Raw genomic sequence first — 21317 nt, forward strand, 5'->3', positions numbered from 1 at the left:
GCTCAACCGCGACCACTCCGAAACTTGTTGAACTAAAACCGCAGGTAGATGCCTTGCACTTTTTAGCAAAACGCCGGCGTGGTTAGAATTCCTCAATTCATCGTAGTAAACTGGCATAGTTTCGTATTTCCAGCAGTTCCAAATTCATCAATACGTCGGCGTTTGCGAAAAAAGCCCGACCTCCGTAGGAGATCGGGCTTATAGGGCTCAGTTAAACCAAACCTACACGGTCAAATGACCCGCAGATTACATCTGCTCGGGCGCGGAAACGCCAACGAGGGTAAGCACCAGGGCGAGCGTCACGCGGACAGCGTCGCAAGCTGCCAGACGGGCGCGCGAAAGCTCGGGGTCGACGGGACGGCCCTCGCTCGGCAGAACCTGGCAGGCAGCGTAGAAGCTGTGGAAGTCGCCGGCGAGCTCCTCGGCAAAGTGGGTCAGACGGAACGGAGCGCGATCGCGAGCACAGCTGGCGATCAGGTCGGTGAGCTCGTTGAGCTTGCGCGAAAGGGCGAGCTCGGTCGGGTCGGTCAGCAGCGAGTAATCGACGTTCTCACCGATGGCCTTGGCGGCAACGGCCTTCATGCCCATCTCGTCGGCCTGCTCGGCGGTAACGTCGGCGGCACGGCGCAGGATGGAGCACACGCGGGCGTGAGCATACTGCACGTAATAGACCGGGTTGGAGTTGTCGCGCTTCTTAACGGCCTCGATGTCGAAGTCGACCATCTGGTTGGAGCTCTTGGAGATGAGCGTGTAGCGAGCGGCATCGGAGCCGACCTCGTCGACGAGCTCCTGCAGGGTCACCATGGTGCCCTTGCGCTTGGACATACGGACGGGCTTGCCGTTACGCAGCAGGTTGACGAGCTGGCCCAGCAGAACCTCAAACTTGCCGGGGTAACCCAGAGCGTCGCAGACGCAGCGTACGCGCTCGATGTAACCGTGGTGGTCGGCGCCCCAGATGTCGATGACGTGATCGACGCGCTGGAACTTATCCCAGTGATAGGCGACGTCGGAGGCGAAGTAGGTGTACTCGCCGTCGGACTTGATCAGGACGCGGTCCTTGTCGTCGCCCAGATCGGTGGAGCGGAACCACAGGGCGCCGTCCTTGGTGTAGAGGTAGCCCATCTTGTCGAGCTTCTCAAAAGCGCGGTCGACGGCGGAGGTGCCGGCGGTCTCGCCCTCGGTGTCCTTCACATACAGCGAGCGCTCGGAGTACCAACGATCGAAGTCGCAGTTGACGGCGTAGCAGAGGTCGCGCATGTTATCGACCATCTTTACATAGCCGCGCTCGCGGAAGCTCTCCATGCGCTCCTGAGGATCGGCGTTGACCCACTTATCGCCGTCGGTGCGCCAGAACTCGGCGGCCTCGTCGATGATGTAGTCGCCGCCGTAAGAGTCCTTGCCCAAGGTCTCGGCAAAGTTGTCCTGATACGGATGGGTCTCGGGGTGCTCGTCGTTCTCGTCGGCAACAAAGGCGTCACGGTCGGCGATCAGCAGCTTGTGAGCCTCGTCGATATCAACGCCCTGCTTGGCGATGATGTCGGCAAGCTGCATATAGCGCGTGCTGATGGAGTTGCCGAAGGTGTTCATCTGAGAGCCGTGGTCATTGATGTAGAACTCACGCTGGATCTCATAGCCGGCGTGGTCCATAACGCGGCAGAGCGAATCGCCCAGCGCGGCCCAGCGGCCGTGGCCGATGTGCATGGGGCCGACGGGGTTGGCGGAAACGAACTCGACCTGGGTCTTCAGGCCACCACCGACGTTGGACTTAGCGAAGTCCATGCCCTTCTCGCGAGCCTCGCCAAAGATGGCATTCTTAACGGCAACGGAGAGGTAGAAGTTGATGAAACCGGGGCCTGCGATCTCAACCTTCTCGATCGCGGGATCCTCGGGCATATGGGCAACGATGGCCTCGGCGATCTTGCGCGGGGCGCAGTGGGCCAGCTTGGCGGACTTCAGGGCCATGGTAGAGGTCCACTCGCCATGAGAAGTGTCAGCCGGTCGCTCGATAGCGCAATCGTCAAGTTCAAATGCGGAAAGGTCGCCGGCCTCCTGGGCCGCAGCAAGCGCAGCGCGTACCAGCTCTTCAATCTTCTCGGGCATAGATCCTCCTTGTGTTAAAGCCCCCGAGCTCTTGGTCACTCGTAGGGCAAAAGCCAGAGTTTGTAGCACTCTATCACAAGCGAGGGGCACTGTCGCAGGGTAAAGCCAATCGAAATTGCATATGCACAAAATTGACTACAGCTTGTATGGAGTCACTCAAAGATGCCGGTCTGCCTGCAGATTATGCACGCGTTGAAAATGCATAAAGGTGTGAATGAGCTGTGTCTTTTATCGAATACTCTTACCTATCAGAGTTGTGTGCTTTTCCTGCATAAAGCGAGGATTTGCGCACGTCAGCGTGTTATTCTAGACATACGTAAATTCGTATAAGTTGGAGGTAGCATGTTCTCAATCGGTCAACACGTCATTCATCCGGGTCAGGGAGTCTGCACCGTCGTCGGTTTTAGGGACGACACGCCGCAGCCCATGTTGTTGCTCGAGGCCAAGCAGGGGCATGCGCAGACGATCCTTATGTACCCCGTGGCGCAGGCCGACCGTCTGCATGCCGCCATCTCTCAGCAAGATGCCGAGCATCTGCTGAGCCACTATGACGAGCTGGAGTGCGACACCTTTACCGAGCGCAACAGCTCGCTTGAAGAGACACACTTTAAGCAGCAGCTCAAGCTGGGCGCGCCCGAGACGGTCCGCGTGGCAAAGACCATGATGCACCGCATTCGCCAGGCCGAGGAAGCCGATAAAAAGCCCAGCTCTTACTATATGCGTGTACTCAAGGAAGCCAAGCGCCGCTCCATCGAGGAGTTCGCCGTGGCATTGGGCGTCACCGAGGAGGCCGCCGAAGCCCGCCTAGCCCAAGCCGCCCTCAACTAACCCATCCGCGCCAAAAACCACCACAAAGGGGACAGGCACCTTTGTGGTGGTTTTTTCGTTCTAGTCGTTCTAGTAGTATTCATTCTTAGCGATACCTGCGAGCACAAGGAGTCTTTTATGGCAGAGCCACTTTCCGCCGGAATCACCCGCGACCGTGCGTTCGAATTGCTCAACGAGCACAATAAGGACCCGTTCCACATCACCCACGGCGAAACGGTCGAGGGCACCATGCGCTACTTTGCGCGCGAGTTCGACCCCGAGAACGAGGAGTTTTGGGGCATCGTCGGTCTGCTGCACGACCTAGATTGGGAGGAGCATGAGGACGACCCCATGAACCACACCATCTATGCGGCCGAGATCCTTGAAGGCGAGGGCGCCTCTCCCGATCTCATTCGCGCCATTCAGACGCACACGTCGGACTTCAACACCTCGCTGCCCAAGCCCGAGCTGCAGATGGAAAAGATCCTGTTTGCCTGCGACGAGCTCACCGGCTTGATCGGTGCTGCCGTCATCATGCGTCCGAGTAAGAGCGTCATGGACTTTACGACCAAGTCGCTCAAGAAAAAGTTCAAGGACAAGCGCTTTGCCGCCGGCTGCTCGCGCGACGTGATTACGCAGGGTGCCGAGATGCTGGGCTGGGAGCTCCCCGAGCTCTTCGACCGTACCATCGCGGCCATGCAGTCCTTCGCCCCCGACCGCGACACCTTTCAGGCTTAATTCCAAAACCATCACAAAGGGGACAGGCACCTTTGTGGTGGTTTTTGTTTGCGCGGGCGTTAGGGGCGGACCTGGCCGGTGCCTCGGAGCTTGTATTTGTAGGTGGTGAGGGCCTCGGCGGCAAAGGGGCCGCGGGCGTGGAGCTTTTGGGTCGAGATGCCAATCTCGGCGCCCAGGCCAAACTCGCCGCCGTCGGTAAAGCGCGTGCTGGCGTTGGCATACACGGCCGAGGCATCGACCTCGTCCAGGAAGCGCTCGCAAGCATCCGTGTCCTCTGCAACGATGGCCTCGGAGTGCATCGTGCCGTAGCGGTTGATGTGCGCGATGGCCTCGTCCTCGTTCGCCACGACCTTCACGCTCATCTCGAGCGCCAGATACTCGCGACCCCAGTCCTCCTCAGTCGCGGCAACGTAGTCATCGCCCTCGGCAAGCCCGGCGTCGGCGCATGCGGCGCACGTGGCCTCGTCGCCGTGAATGAGCACGCCGTGGTCGTGCAGCACGGCAACGACCGCAGGCAAAAACACATTGGCCACAGCATGGTCGACCAGCAGCGACTCGGCGGCATTGCACACGCCTACACGCTGGGTCTTGGCATTAACGATAATGTTGAGCGCCTTATCAAAGTCGGCGGACTCATGCACGTAGATATGACAGTTGCCCGTGCCCGTCTCGATCACCGGCACAAGCGACTCGCGCACGCAGCGCTGGATCAGGCCTGCACCGCCGCGCGGAATGAGTACGTCGACAATACCGCGGAGCTTCATGAGCTCGCCAGTGGCCTCGCGGTCGGTGGACTCGATCATCGAGATAGCCTCGCGCGGGAAGCCCTTGGTCTCGAGCGCATCGGCCAGCAGCTCAGAAATCATGGCACACGAGTGATAGGCCAGCGAGCCGCCGCGCAGAATGCAGGCGTTGCCGGTGCGGATGCAGATGCCCGCGGCGTCGGCCGTCACGTTGGGGCGCGCCTCGTACACCATGGCGACCAGGCCCAACGGCACGCTCACGCGGGTGAGGTCCACGCCGCTTGCGAGCACGCGGTGGTCGAGCACGCGGCCGACAGGATCGGGCAGCTCGGCGAGCTTCTCCAGGCCGGCGGCCATACCCTCAACGCGCTCGGGCGTCAGCAGCAGACGGTCGAGGAGCCCCGCCGAGGTCCCCGCATCGCGCGCGGCGGACATATCGAGCTCGTTGGCGGCAACGATGGAGTCGACACCGTTGCGCAGTGCTGCGGCCATGGCGCGCACGGCCTCCTGGCGCTGCTCGTCGCTCGCCGTGGCAAGCGAGGCCGACGCTGCCTTAGCGGCAACGGCAAGATCGTGGACATACGTGGCTATATCGACCGACATGGGCGGCCCTTTCTCCTAGAAGTTTGCAACCATGGTAGCCGATTTGCGCATGGCCTCGCCCGCGGCGGTAGAATTGGTCAACCCGAAACACCGCAACGAACGGAAGACTCACATGGCCCTCATCACTTCGTACCACGTCCCCGGCCTGTATGTCGAGGACCACAGCATCGACGTCCCCCTCGACTGGCGCGGCCTGGAGCCGATGCTCCTGGCCGTCGGCAGCACCATGCGCCGCGGCGCCATGCCGGCGCCCATCGCAGGTGCGCCCGAGAGCATCAAGCTCTTCTACCGTGTGGTTTGCGCGCCCGACCGCATCAACGACGATCTGCCACTGCTCCTGTTTTTGCAGGGCGGCCCCGGCGGCGAGAGCCCGCGTCCGCTGTCACCCACAAGCGACGGCTGGATCGAGGAGGCCGTCAAGCACTTCCGCGTCGTCCTGCCCGACCAGCGCGGCACCGGACGCAGCAGCTGTGTAGACGGACGCACGATTGCCGCACTGGGCGAGCGTGCCGAGGCAGCCGGCGCCGATGCGGACCGCTCGCAGGCGGACTTCCTCAAGCGCCACCTCGCCAGCTCCATCGTGCGCGATTTTGAGTACCTGCGCCTGGTGGGCTTTGGCGGCAGGCCCTGGGTCACGCTCGGGCAGAGCTACGGCGGCTTTTTGACGCTGAGCTACCTGTCGCTCTTCCCCGAGGGCGTGGCGGCAAGCTTTACCTGCGGCGGCATCCCCCACGTACCGGCGAGCGCAAGCGAGGTCTACGCGCACACCTTCCCGCGCATGGCTGCCAAGACGCAGCAGTATTACAACCGCTACCCCGCCGACGTCGAGCGCGTGGCGGCCCTGGCAGATGCCCTCGAGGAGCAAAAGCCCGTGCTACCCGACGGCTCGCCGATGACGGTCGAACGCCTGCAGCTCATGGGCAGCGACTTTGGCATGAAGCCGAGCTTTGAGCGCATGCATTGGATTATCGATCATGCTTTTGTTGACGGCGACGGCACGCTGGCCTGCGGCGCCTCGGTATCCGACAGCTTTTTGATGCGCGCCTTCGAGCGCACCAACACGCGCACGAATCCGCTGTACTGGACGCTTCAGGAGTTCATCTACGCCGACGGCGACACCATGCCCATTCGCTGGGCCGCGGCAGAAGAGAAGGCCCATCGTGCCGAGTTCGACACGCTCACGCGACCGCTCATGTTTACCGGCGAGGCCATGTTCCCGTGGATGTTTGAGCAGATGCCCGAACTTAAGCCCTTCAAGCCGGCGATGGATCTGCTTATGGAAGACACAAGCTGGGACAAGATCTACGACCCGCAGCGCCTGGCGTGCAACGAGGTGCCCCTGCAGGCCGCGGTGTACTTCGATGACATGTACGTGGACTCGGGCATGCAGCTCGATACGCTCAGCCGCGTGGGCAACTCGCATGCCTGGGTGACCAACGAGTTCGAGCACGACGGCTTGCACGGCAGCGTGGTGTTCAAGCACCTCTTCGACGAAGCCCTCAACCGCGGAGACCTGCGCCAGATCTTCTAGCAAAGGAGTGTCCCCGTCTGCCGGCACAATAGGAACGTCCCCAAGTGCCGGCAACGACAATGCCGCTGGTAGAGGACAGAAAGCGAAAACGCCCCTAAGCGAGCAAGGTGACGTGAAAGAGGAGGGCATTGACCTTTTGGTCATGCCCGACGATTGAACGTCAGATTGCCGCTTAGGGGCGTTTGCAGCGTCAATTGGTTAGGCGAACACTATCAAGTTGTCCCTATGGATCGCGGGCTTCTCGGCCAGGTCTGCGAGCAGGCGGTTGCTGGCAATCTGGTCCTGGCGGCGGCCGGCTGCAAGCTCCAGCACGTCCGAATCGGCCTCGGCGATACCACGGGCGACAACCATGCCGCTCGGGTCGCACACGTCGAGCACATCGCCCTCGGCAAACTGGCCATCGACCTCGCGAATACCCACCGCGAGCAGCGACGATCCGCGGCTGACCAGCGCCTTCGCGGCGCCATCATCGACCGTCACCGAGCCATGCGCCTTGTCACCCAGTGCGATCCACAACTTGCGCGGCGCAATGTCCAGGCGCTCCGCCGGCGGATCGAACAGCGTACCCACGCTCTCGCCGCGGGCCAGACGCACGAGCGCATCGGGCTCCTCGCCCGAGCAAATCACGCTTTGAATGCCCGCCGTCATGAGAATGCGGCTCGCGCGAATCTTGGTGATCATGCCGCCCGTACCCACCGATGTGGAAGAATCGCCCGCCGAGGCGATAATCTTGGCATCGATCTTATGCACGACCGGGATAAACTCGGCCGTCGGATCCTCATGCGGATTGGCGGTGTAGAGGCCATCGATGTCCGAGAGCGTCACGCACAGATCGGCAGAAACCAGGCAGCTCACAAGCGCCGCCAGCGTGTCGTTGTCGCCGAACTTGATCTCATCGACGGTAACGGTGTCGTTCTCGTTGACGACCGGCACCACGCCCAGCTCCACCAGGCGCAGCAGGGCGTCGCGCGCGTGCAGGTAGGACGTGCGGCGCGCCGTGTCGTGACGCGTGAGCAGCACGAGCGAGGTGAGCAGGTCGCGCGCATGGAACTCCTCGTCGTAGGCCGACGAGATGATGCACTGACCGGCCGAGGCGCAGGCCTGCAGGCTCGGCAGGTCACCGACCGGCTTGCGGTCGAAGCCCAGCACGGGATAGCCGCAGGCAATGGCACCCGAGCTCACCACGACCAGGCGCCAGCCAAGCTCGCGCAGCGCTGCGGCCTGGTCGGCAAGCCCGCCGATAAAGGCGCGGTTGACCTTGCCGTCGGCGCCCACCACCGTGGACGAACCGATCTTTACCACCATCGTTTTATAAGAAGTCGTCATACGTCAAACCAATCGAATGTCGAGCGTTCGGGCGAGCTGGGGCAGTCGGGGCGCCTGGTGCGGAACGGACGAAAATGATCCGTTTTCCTCCGTCCCCTTCGGATCATTTTGCCCAGGGGAAGGCCGAAGCCGCAGCCATGTTCTTGCGCACGAGCTCGTCGCGCACCTGAGCCAGGCCCTGCTCCATGCCCACCACATAGGTCTGCGGGTACAGGAAGCGCTTGAAAGCTGCGTCCAGATGGTCAAGTGCCCAGGCGCAACGCTCGCGCGCGTCCTGGATGCTCTCACGCGGAGCCACCGCACTGCCATCGCGCACGATCGGCACCAGCAGCTCGCGATACTCAAGTTCGGACACGTCGGTCACCAGAGCGGCATCATTCACGGCCACGAGGGTATTGCCGCGCGCGGCGCCCTCCCCCGCCAGATGGTCCTCGTCGTAGATCATGTCGCAGACTGGGCCGCCAAAGCCGTCGTAATAACGGCGCACGCGTTGCACACCCGGGATCGTGCGCTTGTAGGGCTGCTCGGAGAGCTTGACCACCGGCGTCCACGGGTCCGTCTCACTCGCACGGCGGGCGGCGAGCTTGTACACGCCGCCCAGCGCCGGCTGGTCGTAGCAGGTCGCGAGCTTGGTGCCCACGCCAAAGCTATCGATAGGCGCGCCCTGGTCGAGCAGCGACTGAATCGTGTACTCATCCAAATCGTTAGAAACCGAGATCCCCACATAGGGCAGGCCCTCGGCATCAAAACGGCCGCGCACATACTTGGAGAGCTTGGCGAGGTCGCCGGAGTCGATGCGAATGGCCGACAGGCGCTCGCCCACCGCTTCCATCTCCTTGGCAACCGTAATGGCATGCTCGCAACCCTCGCGTACGTCGTAGGTGTCGATGAGCAGCGTGCAATTCTTGGGGCTCGACTTGGCAAAGGCGCGGAAGGCCTCGAGCTCGGAGTCGAAGCTCATGACCCAGCTGTGCGCATGCGTGCCAAAGACGGGAATACCGTAGCGGCGGCCGGCGAGCACATTGGACGTAGAGGAGCAGCCGGCAACGTAGCTCGCGCGCGCGACGGCCAGCCCGCCATCGGGACCCTGGGCGCGGCGCAGGCCAAACTCGGCAACGGGACGGCCGTCCGCCGCCAGCACCACGCGCGCCGTCTTGGTGGCGACAAGCGTCTGGAAGCCGACGATGTTGAGCAGCGCCGTTTCGAGCAGCTGGCACTCCAGCGCGGGACCGGTGACGCGAACCATGGGTTCGCGCGGAAAGACGAGCTCGCCCTCGGGGACGGCGTCGATGTTTACATGTGCATGAAAATCGCGCAGGTAGTCGAGGAATGCAGGCTTGAACATCGCACCGCCGGCCGGGGCCTGGAGTGAGGCGAGGTAGTCGATATCCTCGGGCGTAAAGCGCAGGTTCTCGACCAGCTCGGGCAGCTCGGCGGTGCCGCACATGACGGCATAGGCGCTGCCAAAGGGATGGTCGCGGTAAAACGCGGTAAAACAACCCTGCTCATTGGCCTTGCCGCTCTCCCACAGGCCCTGGGCCATAGTGAGCTCGTACAGATCGGTGAGCATTGCAATGTCGGTGGGATGCGAGATGTCGGTCAAAGCCATGGGGCGACCTTTCGGATGCGTTGTGCAGAGGTTGAGGGTTGGAAAAGGGCAGAGTGTTCGGGCATGGCACCCAGCGCGAATGGGCTAGAGCAGGCCCATGCTGGTCAGGATCGTGTAGCCCATAAAGATGACAAACGCGATGAGGGCAAGGACAATGATGATTTTTTGAGCCGGCGCCATGCCAGGGATCTCGTTCTCGCCCGTAGGCTCCTTGGAGGTAACCATGCGCTTGGCAAAGGTCATCTCGTCACGGCTCGGCTTGGGCTCGACGGACTTGGAACGAGCGACCTTTTTAGGCTGAGGTTTAGGTGCGGTGGGCGCGGGCTTCGCGGCGGCGGGCTTGGGCGCGGGGGCGACGTTCGCGGCGGCCTCCTCGGCCTTCGCACGCTCGGCACGCAGGGCGGCCAGCTCCTCACGCTCGCGGCGTGCCTCTTCCTGGGCCTCGCGACGAGCTTTCTCGGCGCGGAGCTCTTCCAACTCGGCGCGTTCCTCGGCAGACAGTGGTTGGGACTCAAGCTTGGCCATGGTACAGCCCTTTCTTTTAAAAAAAGCCGCCGACACAATGTCAGCGGCTTATCAAATCCAAGGGTGGAGACGAAGGGAGTCGAACCCTCGGCCTCTGCCATGCGACGGCAGCGCTCTCCCAACTGAGCTACGTCCCCAAGACAAGTTGATATTTTACCTACGGCTCGCCAACTGTCAACGCCCAATACCCAGTCTTTTTGGGACGCGGCTATTTTGACAACTTTTCGAGCAGGCGATCCTCTCGATGATTTTTTAATCCCCGTCCCAGAAAAATCATCGGCGAGCGCACTACTTTGCGCTGGTGAGGACGCCGGTGGTGTCGAACGCCGGGGTGAAGCTCTCGTCTACCGCTCCGCCTTCTTGCCAAAACATCGTCGTAAAGCCCAGGTCGTCGGCATGGTCGAGTACCTGCTCGTACTCCTCGCGCGTCACGGCGCGCGCCAGGTCGCCGCCTTGTTCGCACATGAGGGCATTGGGCGTGTACTGGTTCATGACCGAGATCGGCACGTCGCCCACCGTCTGCCACACCAGGTCCAACACGCGGCACGAATCGTCCGCATGCCCCGGCAGCACCAGATGACGCACGATTATGCCGCGCCTCATGAGCCCGTCCTTGTCTACCAGCTCTCCCCCGCGGCGCTCAATCTCGCGCGCCATCTGGGCCAGACCCGACACGGCCACGCGCGGGTAGTCCTTAATATGAGAAAGCGACTGCGCAAGCCCGGCATCGGCATATTTAAAGTCCGTAAGCCACACGTCGACCAGGTCGCCCAGCGCTGCCACGGCACTCGCGCGCTCGTAACCACTCGTGTTGTAGACAATTGGGATGACCAGTCCGCGCTCCCGAGCTGCGGCAATCGCGGCCGGCAGCAGGTGAGCATAATGCGTCGCCGTCACCAGATTGATGTTATTGGCACCTTGGTCCTGCAGCTCCAGCATAATCTCGACCAGGCGCTCGGGCGAAATCTCAAGCCCAAAATTGCCCGTCGAGATCTCGTGGTTCTGGCAATAGATACATTTGAGCGAGCAGCCGCTAAAGAAGATCGTGCCCGAACCGGCCTCGCCCGAGATAGGCGGCTCCTCCCACATATGAAGCGCCGCGCGGGCCACCTTGAGCGTGTCATCGGCACCGCATACGCCGTGCGCACCCTCGTCGCGCACCGCACCGCAACGGCGCGGACACAAATGGCAGGCGGGCGAAAAAAGTTCGGTCAACGGCGTCGGCATAAAAACATGCTCCAAAACAACGATTCAGCAGCTCAAACGTAAAGGGACCAACCGCACAGACGGCTCGAGCCCAAGGCGCCGTAATCGTCCGACACGATTTTTGTAATGTCAAGACTGGAATCGATAAAGTGCCGCTTTATGATGTAGGTATTCCGCCCCCCGCGGAGCAACTGGGTGAACCGTCGCGTTTATTTAGGGAGCCCACACAGTCGTACCTAGTACAGGTATCCTTCGTTGTTAAGGACGCTGGAACAGTCGATGAGGGCACCCACCTGTTTTAGGTGGGTTCATTTTCGTAACGTGGGGGGTGGTTTTTATTTGCCGAAAACCACCATTACAGCCCATATGGATCCCCGCCGGTATCCCGACAATCCATCGACAACATCCCAATATCTGGTAAGCGCGTGATTATCGCTGCGTGCAATTCCATGCACCCCCCTTGGTCGAGTATCATGGTTCGGCTATGCCCTTTGCGCTTAGCAACCTTTGACCTTTTCCTTCGACGCTTGGCGGTTTTTAGATTCATGGCTTCATCCCCGAGCTACATACCGTATCTATGCGTGGCAGCGGCGGCCTTTATCACGACCTTCCTCACGGTGCCCCTGGTCAAGCGCTTGGCAATTAAGCTCGACGCCGTCGACTATCCTTCTAAGCGCCGCATCAACACCAAGCCCATCCCGCGTTTGGGCGGAACGGCGGTGTTTTTGGGCCTGGTCGTTGCCTGTATTGTGCAAATCCTAGGCACCTGGTACCTGGGTTGGCCGCCCGTTTTGGTGCCCCACCCCCGTCTGCACATCAGCTACCCCATACTTGCGCTTTCTTTTACCGTCATCTTTGCGACCGGCGCTATCGACGACGTCTTCCAGCTCAAGCCCAAGCAAAAGCTAGCCGGACAGGTCCTCGCCGCGCTTATCGCCTGTATCGGCGGCCTGCGGATCGGCGTCATCGTCAACCCGTTTGCCCCCGGCGAGATCATGCTCGGATGGCTCGCCTACCCCATCACCGTGATCTATCTGGTGGCATTCACCAACATCATTAACCTCATCGACGGCCTCGACGGCTTGGCCACGGGCATCTGCGGCATCGCGTCGTTCACCATGTTTTCGATGGCCGTTCTCTCGGGCCGCATCGACGCCGCCGCGCTCTCCATTGCGCTCTTTGGCGCTTGCCTGGCCTTTTTGCGCTACAACTTCAACCCCGCAAGCATCTTCTTGGGCGACTCGGGGTCGTTGCTTCTGGGCTTTGCACTGGGCTCCATCTCGCTGCTCAACGTGAGCCGCACCGCCGCGCTCACCTCGCTTATCATCCCGCTCATCGTTGCCGGCGTGCCCATCATCGACACGTTTAGCGCCATCGTGCGCCGCAAGCGCGCCCACATTAGCATCGGGCAGGCCGACAAGGGCCACATCCACCACCGCCTGATCCAAGAGGGCTACAACCAAAAGCAGGCAGTGCTCCTCATCTACGCCTGGTGCATCATGCTTTCGGCCGGCGCCGCCGCGATTAACCAGGTCGAGGTGCCCATGCGCGTGCTCATCTTTACCGTACTCGCCATTGGCTCGGCGGCCTTTGCCAAGCACCTGCACCTGTTTGAGCCCGTGCTGCGCCACCATTACAACAAGCGCACGCACGAGGACGAGCTCGTCACCCCCGACGATCCCGCCTTTAAGCAGGAGGAGCAGGCGGCAGAAGAACGCAGGGAGGAGCGCCACCACAGGCGCTAGGGTAAGCTGCCGAGGCTGCGCCCAGGCGCCGCCGGCCAAACGCGCAGCCACGCCGCGCCCATCGCACATGCCGCCGCTCTCCCGCCCCTCGCGTACTTACGCCCCGACCCTCCAATAAACGCGTTATCATCTTGACCCATGAACATACGTTAGGAGCAATCATGCCAAACGAGAACAGCTACGAAGTCGCGCTGCAAAAGAGCAACGCCATTCGCGAGGGCCTGGCCAAAACGCCCGAGAAGTTCACCATGCTCACCGGCGACCGCCCCACCGGCCGTCTGCACCTGGGTCACTACTTCGGCACCCTCAAGGGCCGTGTTGAGCTGCAGAACATGGGCGCCAAGACCAACGTGCTCATCGCCGACTACCAAGTCATCACCGACCGCGATACGACCGAGCACATCCAGGACAACGTGTACAACATGGTCATGGACTACCTTGCCTGCGGCATCGACCCCGACAAGACCATGATCTACGCGCACTCCGCCGTACCCGCCGCAAACCAGCTCATGCTGCCGTTCCTGTCGCTGGTCTCCGAGGCCGAGCTGGCGCGCAACCCCACGGTCAAGGCCGAGATGGAGGCCTCGGGCCACGAGCTCACCGGCCTTCTGCTCACCTACCCGGTGCACCAGGCCTGCGACATCCTGTTCTGCAAGGGCAATGTGGTGCCCGTCGGTCGCGACCAGCTGCCGCACATCGAGCTCACCCGCACCATCGCCCGCCGCTTTAACAACCGTTACGGCAAGGTGTTCCCCGAGGTCGACGCGCTGCTGTCCGAGACCCCGCTGCTGCCCGGCCTGGACGGGCGCAAGATGAGCAAGAGCTACGGCAACGCCATTAACATCTCGATGACCGCCGAGGAGACGGCCAAGCGCATCAAGAAGAGCCAGACCGACTCCGAGCGCATGATCACGTTCGATCCCGAGAATCGCCCCGGCGTGTCCGGCCTGCTTTCAACCGCCGCCATCTGCACCGGCCGTTCCGAGGTCGAGATTGCCGAGGAGATTGGCATGGGCGGCTCCGGCCAGCTCAAGAAGTACGTGACCGAGGCCGTCAACGAGTACTTCGCGCCGATCCGCGAGCGTCGTCAGCGCTATGAGAACGATCTGGACTATGTGAAGGACGTGCTGCACGAGGGCAACCGTCGCGCCAACGAGATTGCCGAGCAGACCCTGGCCGAGGTTCAGGACGCCATGGGCATGGTGTACTAGGCAAAGCGCCTTCGCACAACATAGACGGTGAGGCTGAATCCTCACCGAAACAGGAACAGGCCCGCTGGCAGATAGTTGCCAGCGGGCCTGTTCCCGAAGTACACCGTTGAATCGCACAGAGGGGAGGAATGCGAATCAAACTCAACAGGGCAGGCTTTTTCATCGCCTATTGCCTGCTCCGTTGCTGAAAACAATATAGTTCACCGTGGTTTACTTTGCTGCGACAAACCGCGCCGCCATACCTTCTCCATAAGTTAACCTCGGTAAACCTGCCAAAACCACCACAAAGGGGATAGGCACCTTTGTGGTGGTTTAAGCCACGGCAGAGCCGCTAGAGCCCTGCAGGCCAGCGACAGGCGGCCAAGTCGACGTGCATGTCGTCCTTAAACGCCACACCCTCCCCTAGCAAAAGCTCACGTTGAGCATCGGGACCGCCAAAAGCAAAACCATCGCATATGCGGCCATCGGCAAACACCACGCGGTGACAGGGAATCTCGCCGGGGCGCGGATTGCCATGCAGGGCATACCCCACGTACCGCGCACTTCGTGGACGTCCAGCAAGCAGCGCCACCTGACCATACGTGGCGACCATCCCCTCGGGAATCTGCTCGACCACCTCGTACACCCGCTCAAAAAAGCCCTCAGACGCCATTGCTCGCTCCCTTCCACCCGGAATAGCATAAACCACCACAAAGGTGCCTGTCCCCTTTGTGGTGGTTTTGGCAGGTGGGCTAGTTAACGGGCTGGAAGAAGGCTACGGCTACGGCGCCGGGGCCTACATGGGTGCCGATGGTGGCGCCGATGGTGTGAACGGGCAGTTCGCCCTCGGTGTGGCCAGCCCACAGTGCCGCGCTGTCCTCGATATACTTCTTGAGCACCGCATCCGAAAGGCCCGTATAGCCGAGCGCCAGCGGCATGGAAAAGTCGATGCCGCCTGCCTTTTCGACCTTCTGGTTGAGCAGGTTACGGCCGTTCTTGGAACCGCGCGCCTTGCCCAGCTGCACGATCAGACCGTCCTCGGCAGCCACAACGGGCTTTACGTTGAGCAGCGTGCCCACGGCGCCGGCAGCAGCAGACAGGCGACCGCCGCGCACCAGGTACTCCAACGTCTCGAGCAGGCCGATGACGACCACGCGGTCGCGCACGGCCTCGACAGCCGCCGCAACCTGAGCCGCGCCCTGGCCCTCGTCCACCAAGCGCAGGGCATACTCGACCAGCACGCGCTCGCCCAGGGTAACGTTATTGCTATCCACCACGTACACATCGCCGCCCGGGGCCTCGGCAAGTGCGGTGCGGGCACTCTGATTGGTGCCCGAGAGCTTGGCGCCCACGGTAATAATCACGGCCTCATCGCCGGCCTCACGCGCTTCGGCAATCGCCTGCGAAAAGGCGTACGGGTTGACCTGACCGGTCTTGGGCAGCTCATCGCGCTCCACAAGCATCTCGTAAAAGCGCTGGTGATCGATGTCGACGCCATCCATATACACATCGGTGCCAAAGGTGACGGACAGCGGCAGAACACGCAGAGCGGGGTGCTCCGCCGGCGACATATCGCTTGCGGAATCGGTAATAATGCGGACGGACATAACGAATCCTTTCTTGCGCAGGTCCCGCGCGGGGAATTTTGACAGCAATGCCCCGGCACGGCATACGCGCTCAAACGGGACTATGCAGTTTTTAATGGGAAGCAAATGCCTTGGCGGCCTTAGATCTCACGCAGGGTGTTGAGAATCGTACGCAGCGACGCATACATCTGCTCGCGCTGCTCCACACCCATAGCCTTACCGGTGGTGTCGAGCACCTCGCGAATGATGCGGTCCGCCTCGCTCATGCTCTCGCCGCCCAGAGCGGTCAGGCGCACCGGGGCACGATACTTAACGGCTGCATCACCCGAGTCGTCGACCTCGACGTAGCCGCCCTCCTCCAGATGCGCGAGCGTGCGCGAGACGGCGGCACGGGTCACGCCTGCCATGCGAGCCAGGTCAGCGCCAGTCAGGCCGTCCTTGCTGCGCTCAAGATAGTACAGGCACATAACGTCGGAGCCCTTGAGGCCCAGCCTTGCGCCCTCGGATGTCTTAATGCGCTGGATCTCCTTGTAGAGCCCGCTGATCAGTCCGACAAAGTCCTCGAAACGTGTCTCGTCGTTCTGCTGCATGGGAGACGACCGCCTTTCGCTTGCATGATGCTAACGGGTAAACATCTTAGCCGCACAAGGCAACACCCATACCCAAATATCCCATTTGTTAACCCATCAACATAAAAACCACCACAAAGGGGACAGGCACCTTTGTAGTGGTTTTGACCGGCGAACATGATCCGCAGGCGTCGCTACAGTTCCACGCAGGGATTGTCGCGGGTCACAAGCGTCTTAACGACAACCGTCGCTCCCAGATAGCGCTCAAGCAGCTCGGCTAAGCGATCGATCGCGGCCTGGCAATCCCCCATCCGCTCGGGCTCCACGCACTCAATCGCCAGGAATGCATCGGCCGAATCGTCGGACAGCGCCGTGCGAACGCCATCGCGCCAGTTCCAGCAGCGGCATACGGCGCCCGCATCATCGATATAGGCGAGCTCGCCGGGCAGCGTCGGGTCATCCGTTTCCTCGCCAAGTGGCAGGAACGCATCGCCGCCGTCAGTCACCTTCAAGCGAAGATCCCCCTCAATCGCATGCAGGTCCTCGCCGCCAACGGGCAGCGCGTAGGTCAGCGACACCGTGTTGTAGATGTCCACCGCGGGCGTAATGTGGCCCACCGGTTTGCCCTTGAGCACGCGCTTGAGCAGGTTCTCAATTGAGCAACGCGCGCCCTTTTTGGTCTTGAACAGCCGATAAGCCTCGCGCCATGCCTTGACCGGTGCGTTCTCGCTGATAGTATCGCTGGTCAGATGACGCTCCGCGTCGATATTGGCGCGGTCGAGCAACGCCGCAATCGCGTCCACGTCCTCTTGAGGAATCTGAGCCGCGGGCTTCATGCCCTTTACGACCGCAACACCGACAGCCGCCTGCGGAAATAGCTCCCAAAACGAATCCTCGGCAATAAAGCTCTTCATGCGCTCTCCCTTCATCGTGCGCGCCCGAGCGAGGGCGCCTAAACAAAAAGCGCCCTTACGACGGCCACCTTCAAAGTCCTACGGTGCCGCCACAAGAGCGCTTACGCTGCCCCCATCCGGAGAAGGGAGCGATATGTTAGGCGTATTGTAACCCGAGTCATCCGCGCGAGTAAAACCACCACAAAGGTGCCTGTCCCCTTTATGGTGGTTTTGGGTCTGAGGCTACGCTAGTGGCGAAGTCCCAGCAGGCCGTGGCCGCGATGACGGGCGTCGGCGTGCACCTGAGCGTGCGGACCGGCGGCCTTGACGGATTCGGGCAGGTGCGAGTACTTCTTCTCGAAGTTCTCCTCGAACATCACGGCCAAGTTGTGCGCGGCCTCGTCGTAGCGAGCGGTGCTCTGCCAATACTGGCGCGGCACCAGGATGCCGTCGGGTACGCCGTGGCACGTGGTGGGAATGTCGACGTTAAAGATGTCGTCGTGCACGAACTCGCTGTCCTCGATGGTACCGTCGAGGGCGCGGGCCACCAGGGCGCGCGTGTAGGCAAGCTCGATGCGATGACCCACGCCGTAGCCGCCGCCGATCCAGCCGGTGTTGACCAGGTACACACGCGTGCGGCCGTCGGCGATGCGCTCACCGAGCATCTTGGCATAGACCATGGGGTCGAGCGGCATAAACGGCTCGCCAAACAGCGAAGAGAACGTGGGCGTGGGCTCGGTGACGCCGACCTCGGTGCCGGGGATCTTGGCCGTAAAGCCCGTCACAAAGTGATACATGGCGGCGTCGGCCGTCAGGCGCGAGATGGGCGGCAGCACGCCAAAGGCATCGCAGGTCAGGAAGAGCACGACGCTTGGAGTGGTGCCCATGCCCTTGGTCCACGCGTTGGGAATGTGCTCCACAGGGTATGCCACGCGCGTGTTGTGCGTGATCGAGATGTCGTCGTAGTTGGGCTTGCGGTTCTCGTCGAGCACCACGTTTTCGCAGATCGCGCCAAAGCGGACAGCGTTGAAGATCTCGGGCTCGTGGAACGCGTCCAGGCCCTCGCATTTGGCGTAGCAGCCACCTTCGATGTTGAAGATGCCCATGTCGGACCAACCGTGCTCGTCGTCGCCGATCAGTAGGCGCGTGGGGTTGGCCGAAAGCGTGGTCTTGCCCGTGCCCGAAAGGCCAAAGAACACGGCGGTCTCGTGCGTGACGGGATCCATGCTGGCCGAGCAGTGCATGGGTAGCACGTCGTCCTCGACGGGCAGCAGGTAATTCATGACGCTGAAGATGGACTTTTTGATTTCGCCGGAGTAACCGGTGCCGGCAACCAAAATCACGCGCTCCTGGAAGTTGATGACCACGGCGGCGCTGGAGTTGAGGCCCTTAATGGCGGGATCGCACTGGTAGCCCGGCGCGGCGAGCACACAGAAGTCCGGCTCGCCGGTGCGTGCGATTTCACGGGCAAGCGGGCGGGCGAGCATCTGCTTAATAAAGAGCGCTTGGCTGGCACGCTCGCAGGCGACAAGCAGGCGACGCGTATGGTTGCGATCGGCACCGGCCATACCGCGAGTGACGAACACATCGCGCTCGTTGAGGTAGTTGACGATACCGGCCTTGATGGCCTCGTAGCTCTCGGCAGAAAGCGGGCGGTTGACGGCGCCCCAGGCGATCTTGTCGTGCACGTCGGGCGTGTCGACGATAAAGCGGTCGTTGGGCGAACGGCCGGTACGCTCCCCCGTCTCGATCACCAGCGCGCCGTTGGATGCCATGCGGCCTTCTTCGCGGCGGATAGCGTGCTCGACGAGCTCCGCGGCGGGTAGATCGACCAGCAGACGGGGTTGATTCTCGGCGGGATCTTCGACCAGCGCAATACCAAAGTTGGACAGAACTTCTGCAGGGGTAACACCAGGCATGGGGCCTCCTTTAAAAGCGCGACACGTGGACGCGGCGCGCACTTTACTCACGTAAAGCCCGTTGTACCCGATATGCAAAAACGTTTTTGCGGCAACGGCGAAGCGCCCGCCCAACGGTCAAAAATCGCAGGCAAGCGGCCTAGTCGTTAGGGACACTCTTGAACAGGCAACAACCAAGGAGCGACCCCGGATGCCGGCACTTAGGGACGTTCCCAAAGTGCCGGCACATAAGGAACGTCCCCAAATGCCGTCTACTGAATGGCGCCGCCGAAATTATCGAACAACCTGTTCAAAAACACGAACGAACACCGTCGCGTCTATACTAGAGCGTAGCAATAGAAAGGACTCCGCTTTGAGCATCACGCCCATCGATAGCATTCGCCGCGCCATCGCCCGCCGCAATGGCGTCGCCGACCCCACCGTATCGGACGGGGCGCACGGGCAGGGCGGACGCATCGAGAACGGCCTGTTCCCCGCATCGCACACCGCCGAGGAGCTCGCACGAATCCAAGAGCTAAGCCAGCGTAACGCCGGCGGTCCCGACAGCAGCCAGGCCACACGCCGTCGCCGCGAGCGCGATCGCCAGCCCGGCCCCATCCACCGCATGGTCAATGCCTGGTGGAACCGCCTGCTCGGAGCCGTCTACGGCGGCGGCTTCTCCACGCAAGAAGCCGAGTACGAAGATCACGCCACCCGTCGCGACTACCTTTGGAATACCCTGGGCACCGCCGTGTGGGGCATGGTGTTTCCGTTGCTCACCATCGTGTCCACACAGCTCGTGGGCGCCGAGGAGGCTGGCAAATTCTCCATCGCCTTTGTCACCGGCACGCTCATCATGATCGCGTGCAACTACGGCGTGCGCAATTTCCAGGTCTCGGACATCGACGAAAAGACGTCCTTTGCCTCTTACCAGCTCAACCGCTGGATCTGCGGAGCGCTCGCGCTGGCATGCGGCCTGGTATACAGCAGCGCCCGCGGCTACGATGCGCAGATGGCCACAATCGGCCTGGGCGTCTACCTGTATAAGGTGATCGACGGCATTGCCGACGTGTACGAGGGACGCCTGCAGCAGGCCGACAAACTCTACCTGGCCGGCATGAGCCAAACGCTACGATCCGTCGGCGTCATCGCGGTCTTTAGCGTGGCACTGTTCCTCACGCGCAGCATGCCCATCGCCGCCATGGCCATGGGCATCGCCGCGATTGCCTCGCTCGTGCTGGTCACCGCCCCGCTCGCCCTGCTCGAAACCGAAAAATCACGCCGTATGAGTCTGCGCGAGGCTGGTCACCTGTTTATCCAGTGCGCCCCGCTCTTTGGTGCGCTGTTCCTGTTCAACCTCATCGAGAGCATGCCCAAGTTCGTGATGGAAGGCACACTGGCCTACAAATACCAGCTGTACTTTAATGCACTGTTCTTTCCAGCGCAGGCTATTTTGTTGAGCATTGGATTTATCTATAAACCGCAGCTCCTACGTCTGTCGAGCATTTGGGCGAATCCGCGCAAGCGTCGCCGCTTTGACTTGATTATTGTTGCCGTTATGGCACTGATCGTGGTCATTACCGGAGCGTGCGCCGCATTTATGGCAGGCCCCGGCATCCCCATCATGAGCTTTATGTACGGCCTCAACTTTGAGCGCTACCGCACGCTGGCACTGCTAATGGTTGTCGCCGGCGGCGTCACCGCGGCAATCGACTTTATCTACGCCATCATCACGGTGTTGCGCCACGCCGGCGATGTCACCAAGATCTACCTGATCTGCTTCGCCGTAAGCGTGGTGCTGCCGGTGATCCTGATTAAGCTGCTGGGTCTGATGGGCGCCGTGGTGAGCTACCTAGCCATCATGGCCCTACTCCTGGTGCTGCTGATAATCGAGTACGCCCACATCCGCCAGCGCATCGAGCGCGACCGCAACCCCTACGGCGCCTAATTAGCTGCCCCGGTCACCGGAATTTGCGATGGAATCGCCCCGGCTGGGGTCTCGTTGAAGACAATATGCATTACGTAAAACTAAGTGAGTAGATTTTTACCGAATCCCTGACCACACCGACAGAGCACAAGTCTGTGACCTGCGGTTTTATTGAGGCAAATATGTTGGGTGCTCGGCATTTCCAAAAAAGTCTACTCACTTAGCCAGCGGGCAGCCAAATGATTATTTAATCCCCGTCCCAGAGAAATCAATTAGCGGGCAGAAGGGCAAGAGTAGTCAAAAAAGCCCCGTCCCAAATTA

At 61.4% G+C, this 21317-nt stretch carries 17 protein-coding genes and 1 tRNA gene; 6 read left to right on the forward strand and 12 right to left on the reverse strand.

What is annotated here, in order from left to right:
* Positions 1–246: 246 nt before the first annotated feature.
* Entirely contained in the window at positions 247–2100 is a 1854-nt protein-coding gene (gene argS / locus DXD24_RS05580; RefSeq protein WP_117646359.1) for an arginine--tRNA ligase, read from the reverse strand.
* A 342-nt stretch (positions 2101–2442) separates the two neighbouring features.
* On the opposite strand from argS, the gene DXD24_RS05585 reads away from it, so the two are divergent.
* Positions 2443–2928, forward strand: a complete 486-nt coding sequence (locus DXD24_RS05585) for a CarD family transcriptional regulator (RefSeq protein WP_089572030.1) — start codon at positions 2443–2445, stop codon at positions 2926–2928.
* Positions 2929–3045: 117 nt separating this feature from the next.
* Positions 3046–3645 carry an HD domain-containing protein gene (locus DXD24_RS05590; protein ID WP_055252329.1) on the forward strand — a complete coding sequence of 200 codons (600 nt, stop codon included), beginning with the start codon at positions 3046–3048 and terminating at the stop codon, positions 3643–3645.
* Between the two features lie 59 nt (positions 3646–3704).
* On the opposite strand, the gene DXD24_RS05595 is transcribed toward DXD24_RS05590, so the two are convergent.
* Positions 3705–4991, reverse strand: a complete 1287-nt coding sequence (locus DXD24_RS05595; RefSeq protein WP_117563962.1) for a glutamate-5-semialdehyde dehydrogenase — start codon at positions 4989–4991, stop codon at positions 3705–3707.
* A 112-nt stretch (positions 4992–5103) separates the two neighbouring features.
* Between DXD24_RS05595 and DXD24_RS05600 the strand changes: the two genes are divergently transcribed.
* A complete protein-coding gene (locus DXD24_RS05600; RefSeq protein ID WP_055252327.1) occupies positions 5104–6522 on the forward strand; it encodes an alpha/beta fold hydrolase in 1419 nt (472 codons plus the stop codon).
* A 198-nt stretch (positions 6523–6720) separates the two neighbouring features.
* On the opposite strand, the gene proB is transcribed toward DXD24_RS05600, so the two are convergent.
* The 5 genes from proB to DXD24_RS05625 all read right to left on the reverse strand — a co-directional run bounded on the left by proB (position 6721) and on the right by DXD24_RS05625 (position 11209).
* A complete protein-coding gene (gene proB, locus DXD24_RS05605; protein ID WP_055252326.1) occupies positions 6721–7848 on the reverse strand; it encodes a glutamate 5-kinase in 1128 nt (375 codons plus the stop codon).
* Positions 7849–7951: 103 nt separating this feature from the next.
* Entirely contained in the window at positions 7952–9457 is a 1506-nt protein-coding gene (locus DXD24_RS05610; protein ID WP_117563964.1) for a nicotinate phosphoribosyltransferase, read from the reverse strand.
* Between the two features lie 84 nt (positions 9458–9541).
* Positions 9542–9982 (reverse strand): hypothetical protein, encoded by a 441-nt coding sequence (locus tag DXD24_RS05615; RefSeq protein WP_117646360.1) that lies wholly within the window; start codon positions 9980–9982, stop codon positions 9542–9544.
* 64 nt (positions 9983–10046) lie between these two features.
* Positions 10047–10119 (reverse strand) — tRNA-Ala (locus DXD24_RS05620).
* 151 nt (positions 10120–10270) lie between these two features.
* Positions 10271–11209, reverse strand: coding sequence for a radical SAM protein (locus tag DXD24_RS05625; RefSeq protein ID WP_117646361.1), 939 nt, complete (start codon positions 11207–11209; stop codon positions 10271–10273).
* A 524-nt stretch (positions 11210–11733) separates the two neighbouring features.
* Here DXD24_RS05625 and DXD24_RS05630 point away from each other — a divergent pair.
* Together DXD24_RS05630 and trpS are read left to right on the forward strand one after the other, a co-directional pair.
* On the forward strand, positions 11734–12933 hold the full coding sequence (locus DXD24_RS05630; RefSeq protein WP_117646362.1) for an MraY family glycosyltransferase: 1200 nt from the start codon (positions 11734–11736) through the stop codon (positions 12931–12933).
* Positions 12934–13094: 161 nt separating this feature from the next.
* On the forward strand, positions 13095–14144 hold the full coding sequence (gene trpS / locus DXD24_RS05635) for a tryptophan--tRNA ligase (protein ID WP_089572045.1): 1050 nt from the start codon (positions 13095–13097) through the stop codon (positions 14142–14144).
* Positions 14145–14475: 331 nt separating this feature from the next.
* On the opposite strand, the gene DXD24_RS05640 is transcribed toward trpS, so the two are convergent.
* From DXD24_RS05640 to pckA, 5 genes are all read right to left on the reverse strand, one after another.
* Complete coding sequence (locus tag DXD24_RS05640; protein ID WP_089572047.1) at positions 14476–14796, reverse strand: MGMT family protein; 321 nt, start codon at positions 14794–14796, stop codon at positions 14476–14478.
* A gap of 79 nt (positions 14797–14875) precedes the next feature.
* A complete protein-coding gene (locus DXD24_RS05645) occupies positions 14876–15730 on the reverse strand; it encodes a DegV family protein (RefSeq protein ID WP_117563968.1) in 855 nt (284 codons plus the stop codon).
* Positions 15731–15849: 119 nt separating this feature from the next.
* Positions 15850–16299 (reverse strand): MarR family winged helix-turn-helix transcriptional regulator, encoded by a 450-nt coding sequence (locus DXD24_RS05650; RefSeq protein ID WP_022093866.1) that lies wholly within the window; start codon positions 16297–16299, stop codon positions 15850–15852.
* A 173-nt stretch (positions 16300–16472) separates the two neighbouring features.
* Positions 16473–17192, reverse strand: coding sequence for a B3/4 domain-containing protein (locus tag DXD24_RS05655; RefSeq protein ID WP_117563969.1), 720 nt, complete (start codon positions 17190–17192; stop codon positions 16473–16475).
* A gap of 227 nt (positions 17193–17419) precedes the next feature.
* Positions 17420–19090: a phosphoenolpyruvate carboxykinase (ATP) gene (pckA, locus tag DXD24_RS05660; RefSeq protein ID WP_199407884.1), complete on the reverse strand. Its 1671-nt coding sequence runs from the start codon at positions 19088–19090 to the stop codon at positions 17420–17422.
* A gap of 352 nt (positions 19091–19442) precedes the next feature.
* Here pckA and DXD24_RS05665 point away from each other — a divergent pair, with 352 nt between their 5' ends.
* Positions 19443–21017, forward strand: a complete 1575-nt coding sequence (locus tag DXD24_RS05665) for a lipopolysaccharide biosynthesis protein (RefSeq protein ID WP_229071747.1) — start codon at positions 19443–19445, stop codon at positions 21015–21017.
* The last annotated feature ends 300 nt before the right edge of the window (positions 21018–21317 follow it).

This window comes from Collinsella sp. TF12-2AT (assembly GCF_003436735.1).
Lineage (GTDB): Bacteria > Actinomycetota > Coriobacteriia > Coriobacteriales > Coriobacteriaceae > Collinsella.

Bases quoted from the DNA above. Each gene is read 5' to 3' on its own strand.
- argS (WP_117646359.1), bottom strand. From the start codon at position 2,100: ATGCCCGAGAAGATTGAAGAGCTGGTACGCGCTGCGCTTGCTGCGGCC.
- DXD24_RS05585 (WP_089572030.1), top strand. From the start codon at position 2,443: ATGTTCTCAATCGGTCAACACGTCATTCATCCGGGTCAGGGAGTCTGC.
- DXD24_RS05590 (WP_055252329.1), top strand. From the start codon at position 3,046: ATGGCAGAGCCACTTTCCGCCGGAATCACCCGCGACCGTGCGTTCGAA.
- DXD24_RS05595 (WP_117563962.1), bottom strand. From the start codon at position 4,991: ATGTCGGTCGATATAGCCACGTATGTCCACGATCTTGCCGTTGCCGCT.
- DXD24_RS05600 (WP_055252327.1), top strand. From the start codon at position 5,104: ATGGCCCTCATCACTTCGTACCACGTCCCCGGCCTGTATGTCGAGGAC.
- proB (WP_055252326.1), bottom strand. From the start codon at position 7,848: ATGACGACTTCTTATAAAACGATGGTGGTAAAGATCGGTTCGTCCACG.
- DXD24_RS05610 (WP_117563964.1), bottom strand. From the start codon at position 9,457: ATGGCTTTGACCGACATCTCGCATCCCACCGACATTGCAATGCTCACC.
- DXD24_RS05615 (WP_117646360.1), bottom strand. From the start codon at position 9,982: ATGGCCAAGCTTGAGTCCCAACCACTGTCTGCCGAGGAACGCGCCGAG.
- DXD24_RS05625 (WP_117646361.1), bottom strand. From the start codon at position 11,209: ATGCCGACGCCGTTGACCGAACTTTTTTCGCCCGCCTGCCATTTGTGT.
- DXD24_RS05630 (WP_117646362.1), top strand. From the start codon at position 11,734: ATGGCTTCATCCCCGAGCTACATACCGTATCTATGCGTGGCAGCGGCG.
- trpS (WP_089572045.1), top strand. From the start codon at position 13,095: ATGCCAAACGAGAACAGCTACGAAGTCGCGCTGCAAAAGAGCAACGCC.
- DXD24_RS05640 (WP_089572047.1), bottom strand. From the start codon at position 14,796: ATGGCGTCTGAGGGCTTTTTTGAGCGGGTGTACGAGGTGGTCGAGCAG.
- DXD24_RS05645 (WP_117563968.1), bottom strand. From the start codon at position 15,730: ATGTCCGTCCGCATTATTACCGATTCCGCAAGCGATATGTCGCCGGCG.
- DXD24_RS05650 (WP_022093866.1), bottom strand. From the start codon at position 16,299: ATGCAGCAGAACGACGAGACACGTTTCGAGGACTTTGTCGGACTGATC.
- DXD24_RS05655 (WP_117563969.1), bottom strand. From the start codon at position 17,192: ATGAAGAGCTTTATTGCCGAGGATTCGTTTTGGGAGCTATTTCCGCAG.
- pckA (WP_199407884.1), bottom strand. From the start codon at position 19,090: ATGCCTGGTGTTACCCCTGCAGAAGTTCTGTCCAACTTTGGTATTGCG.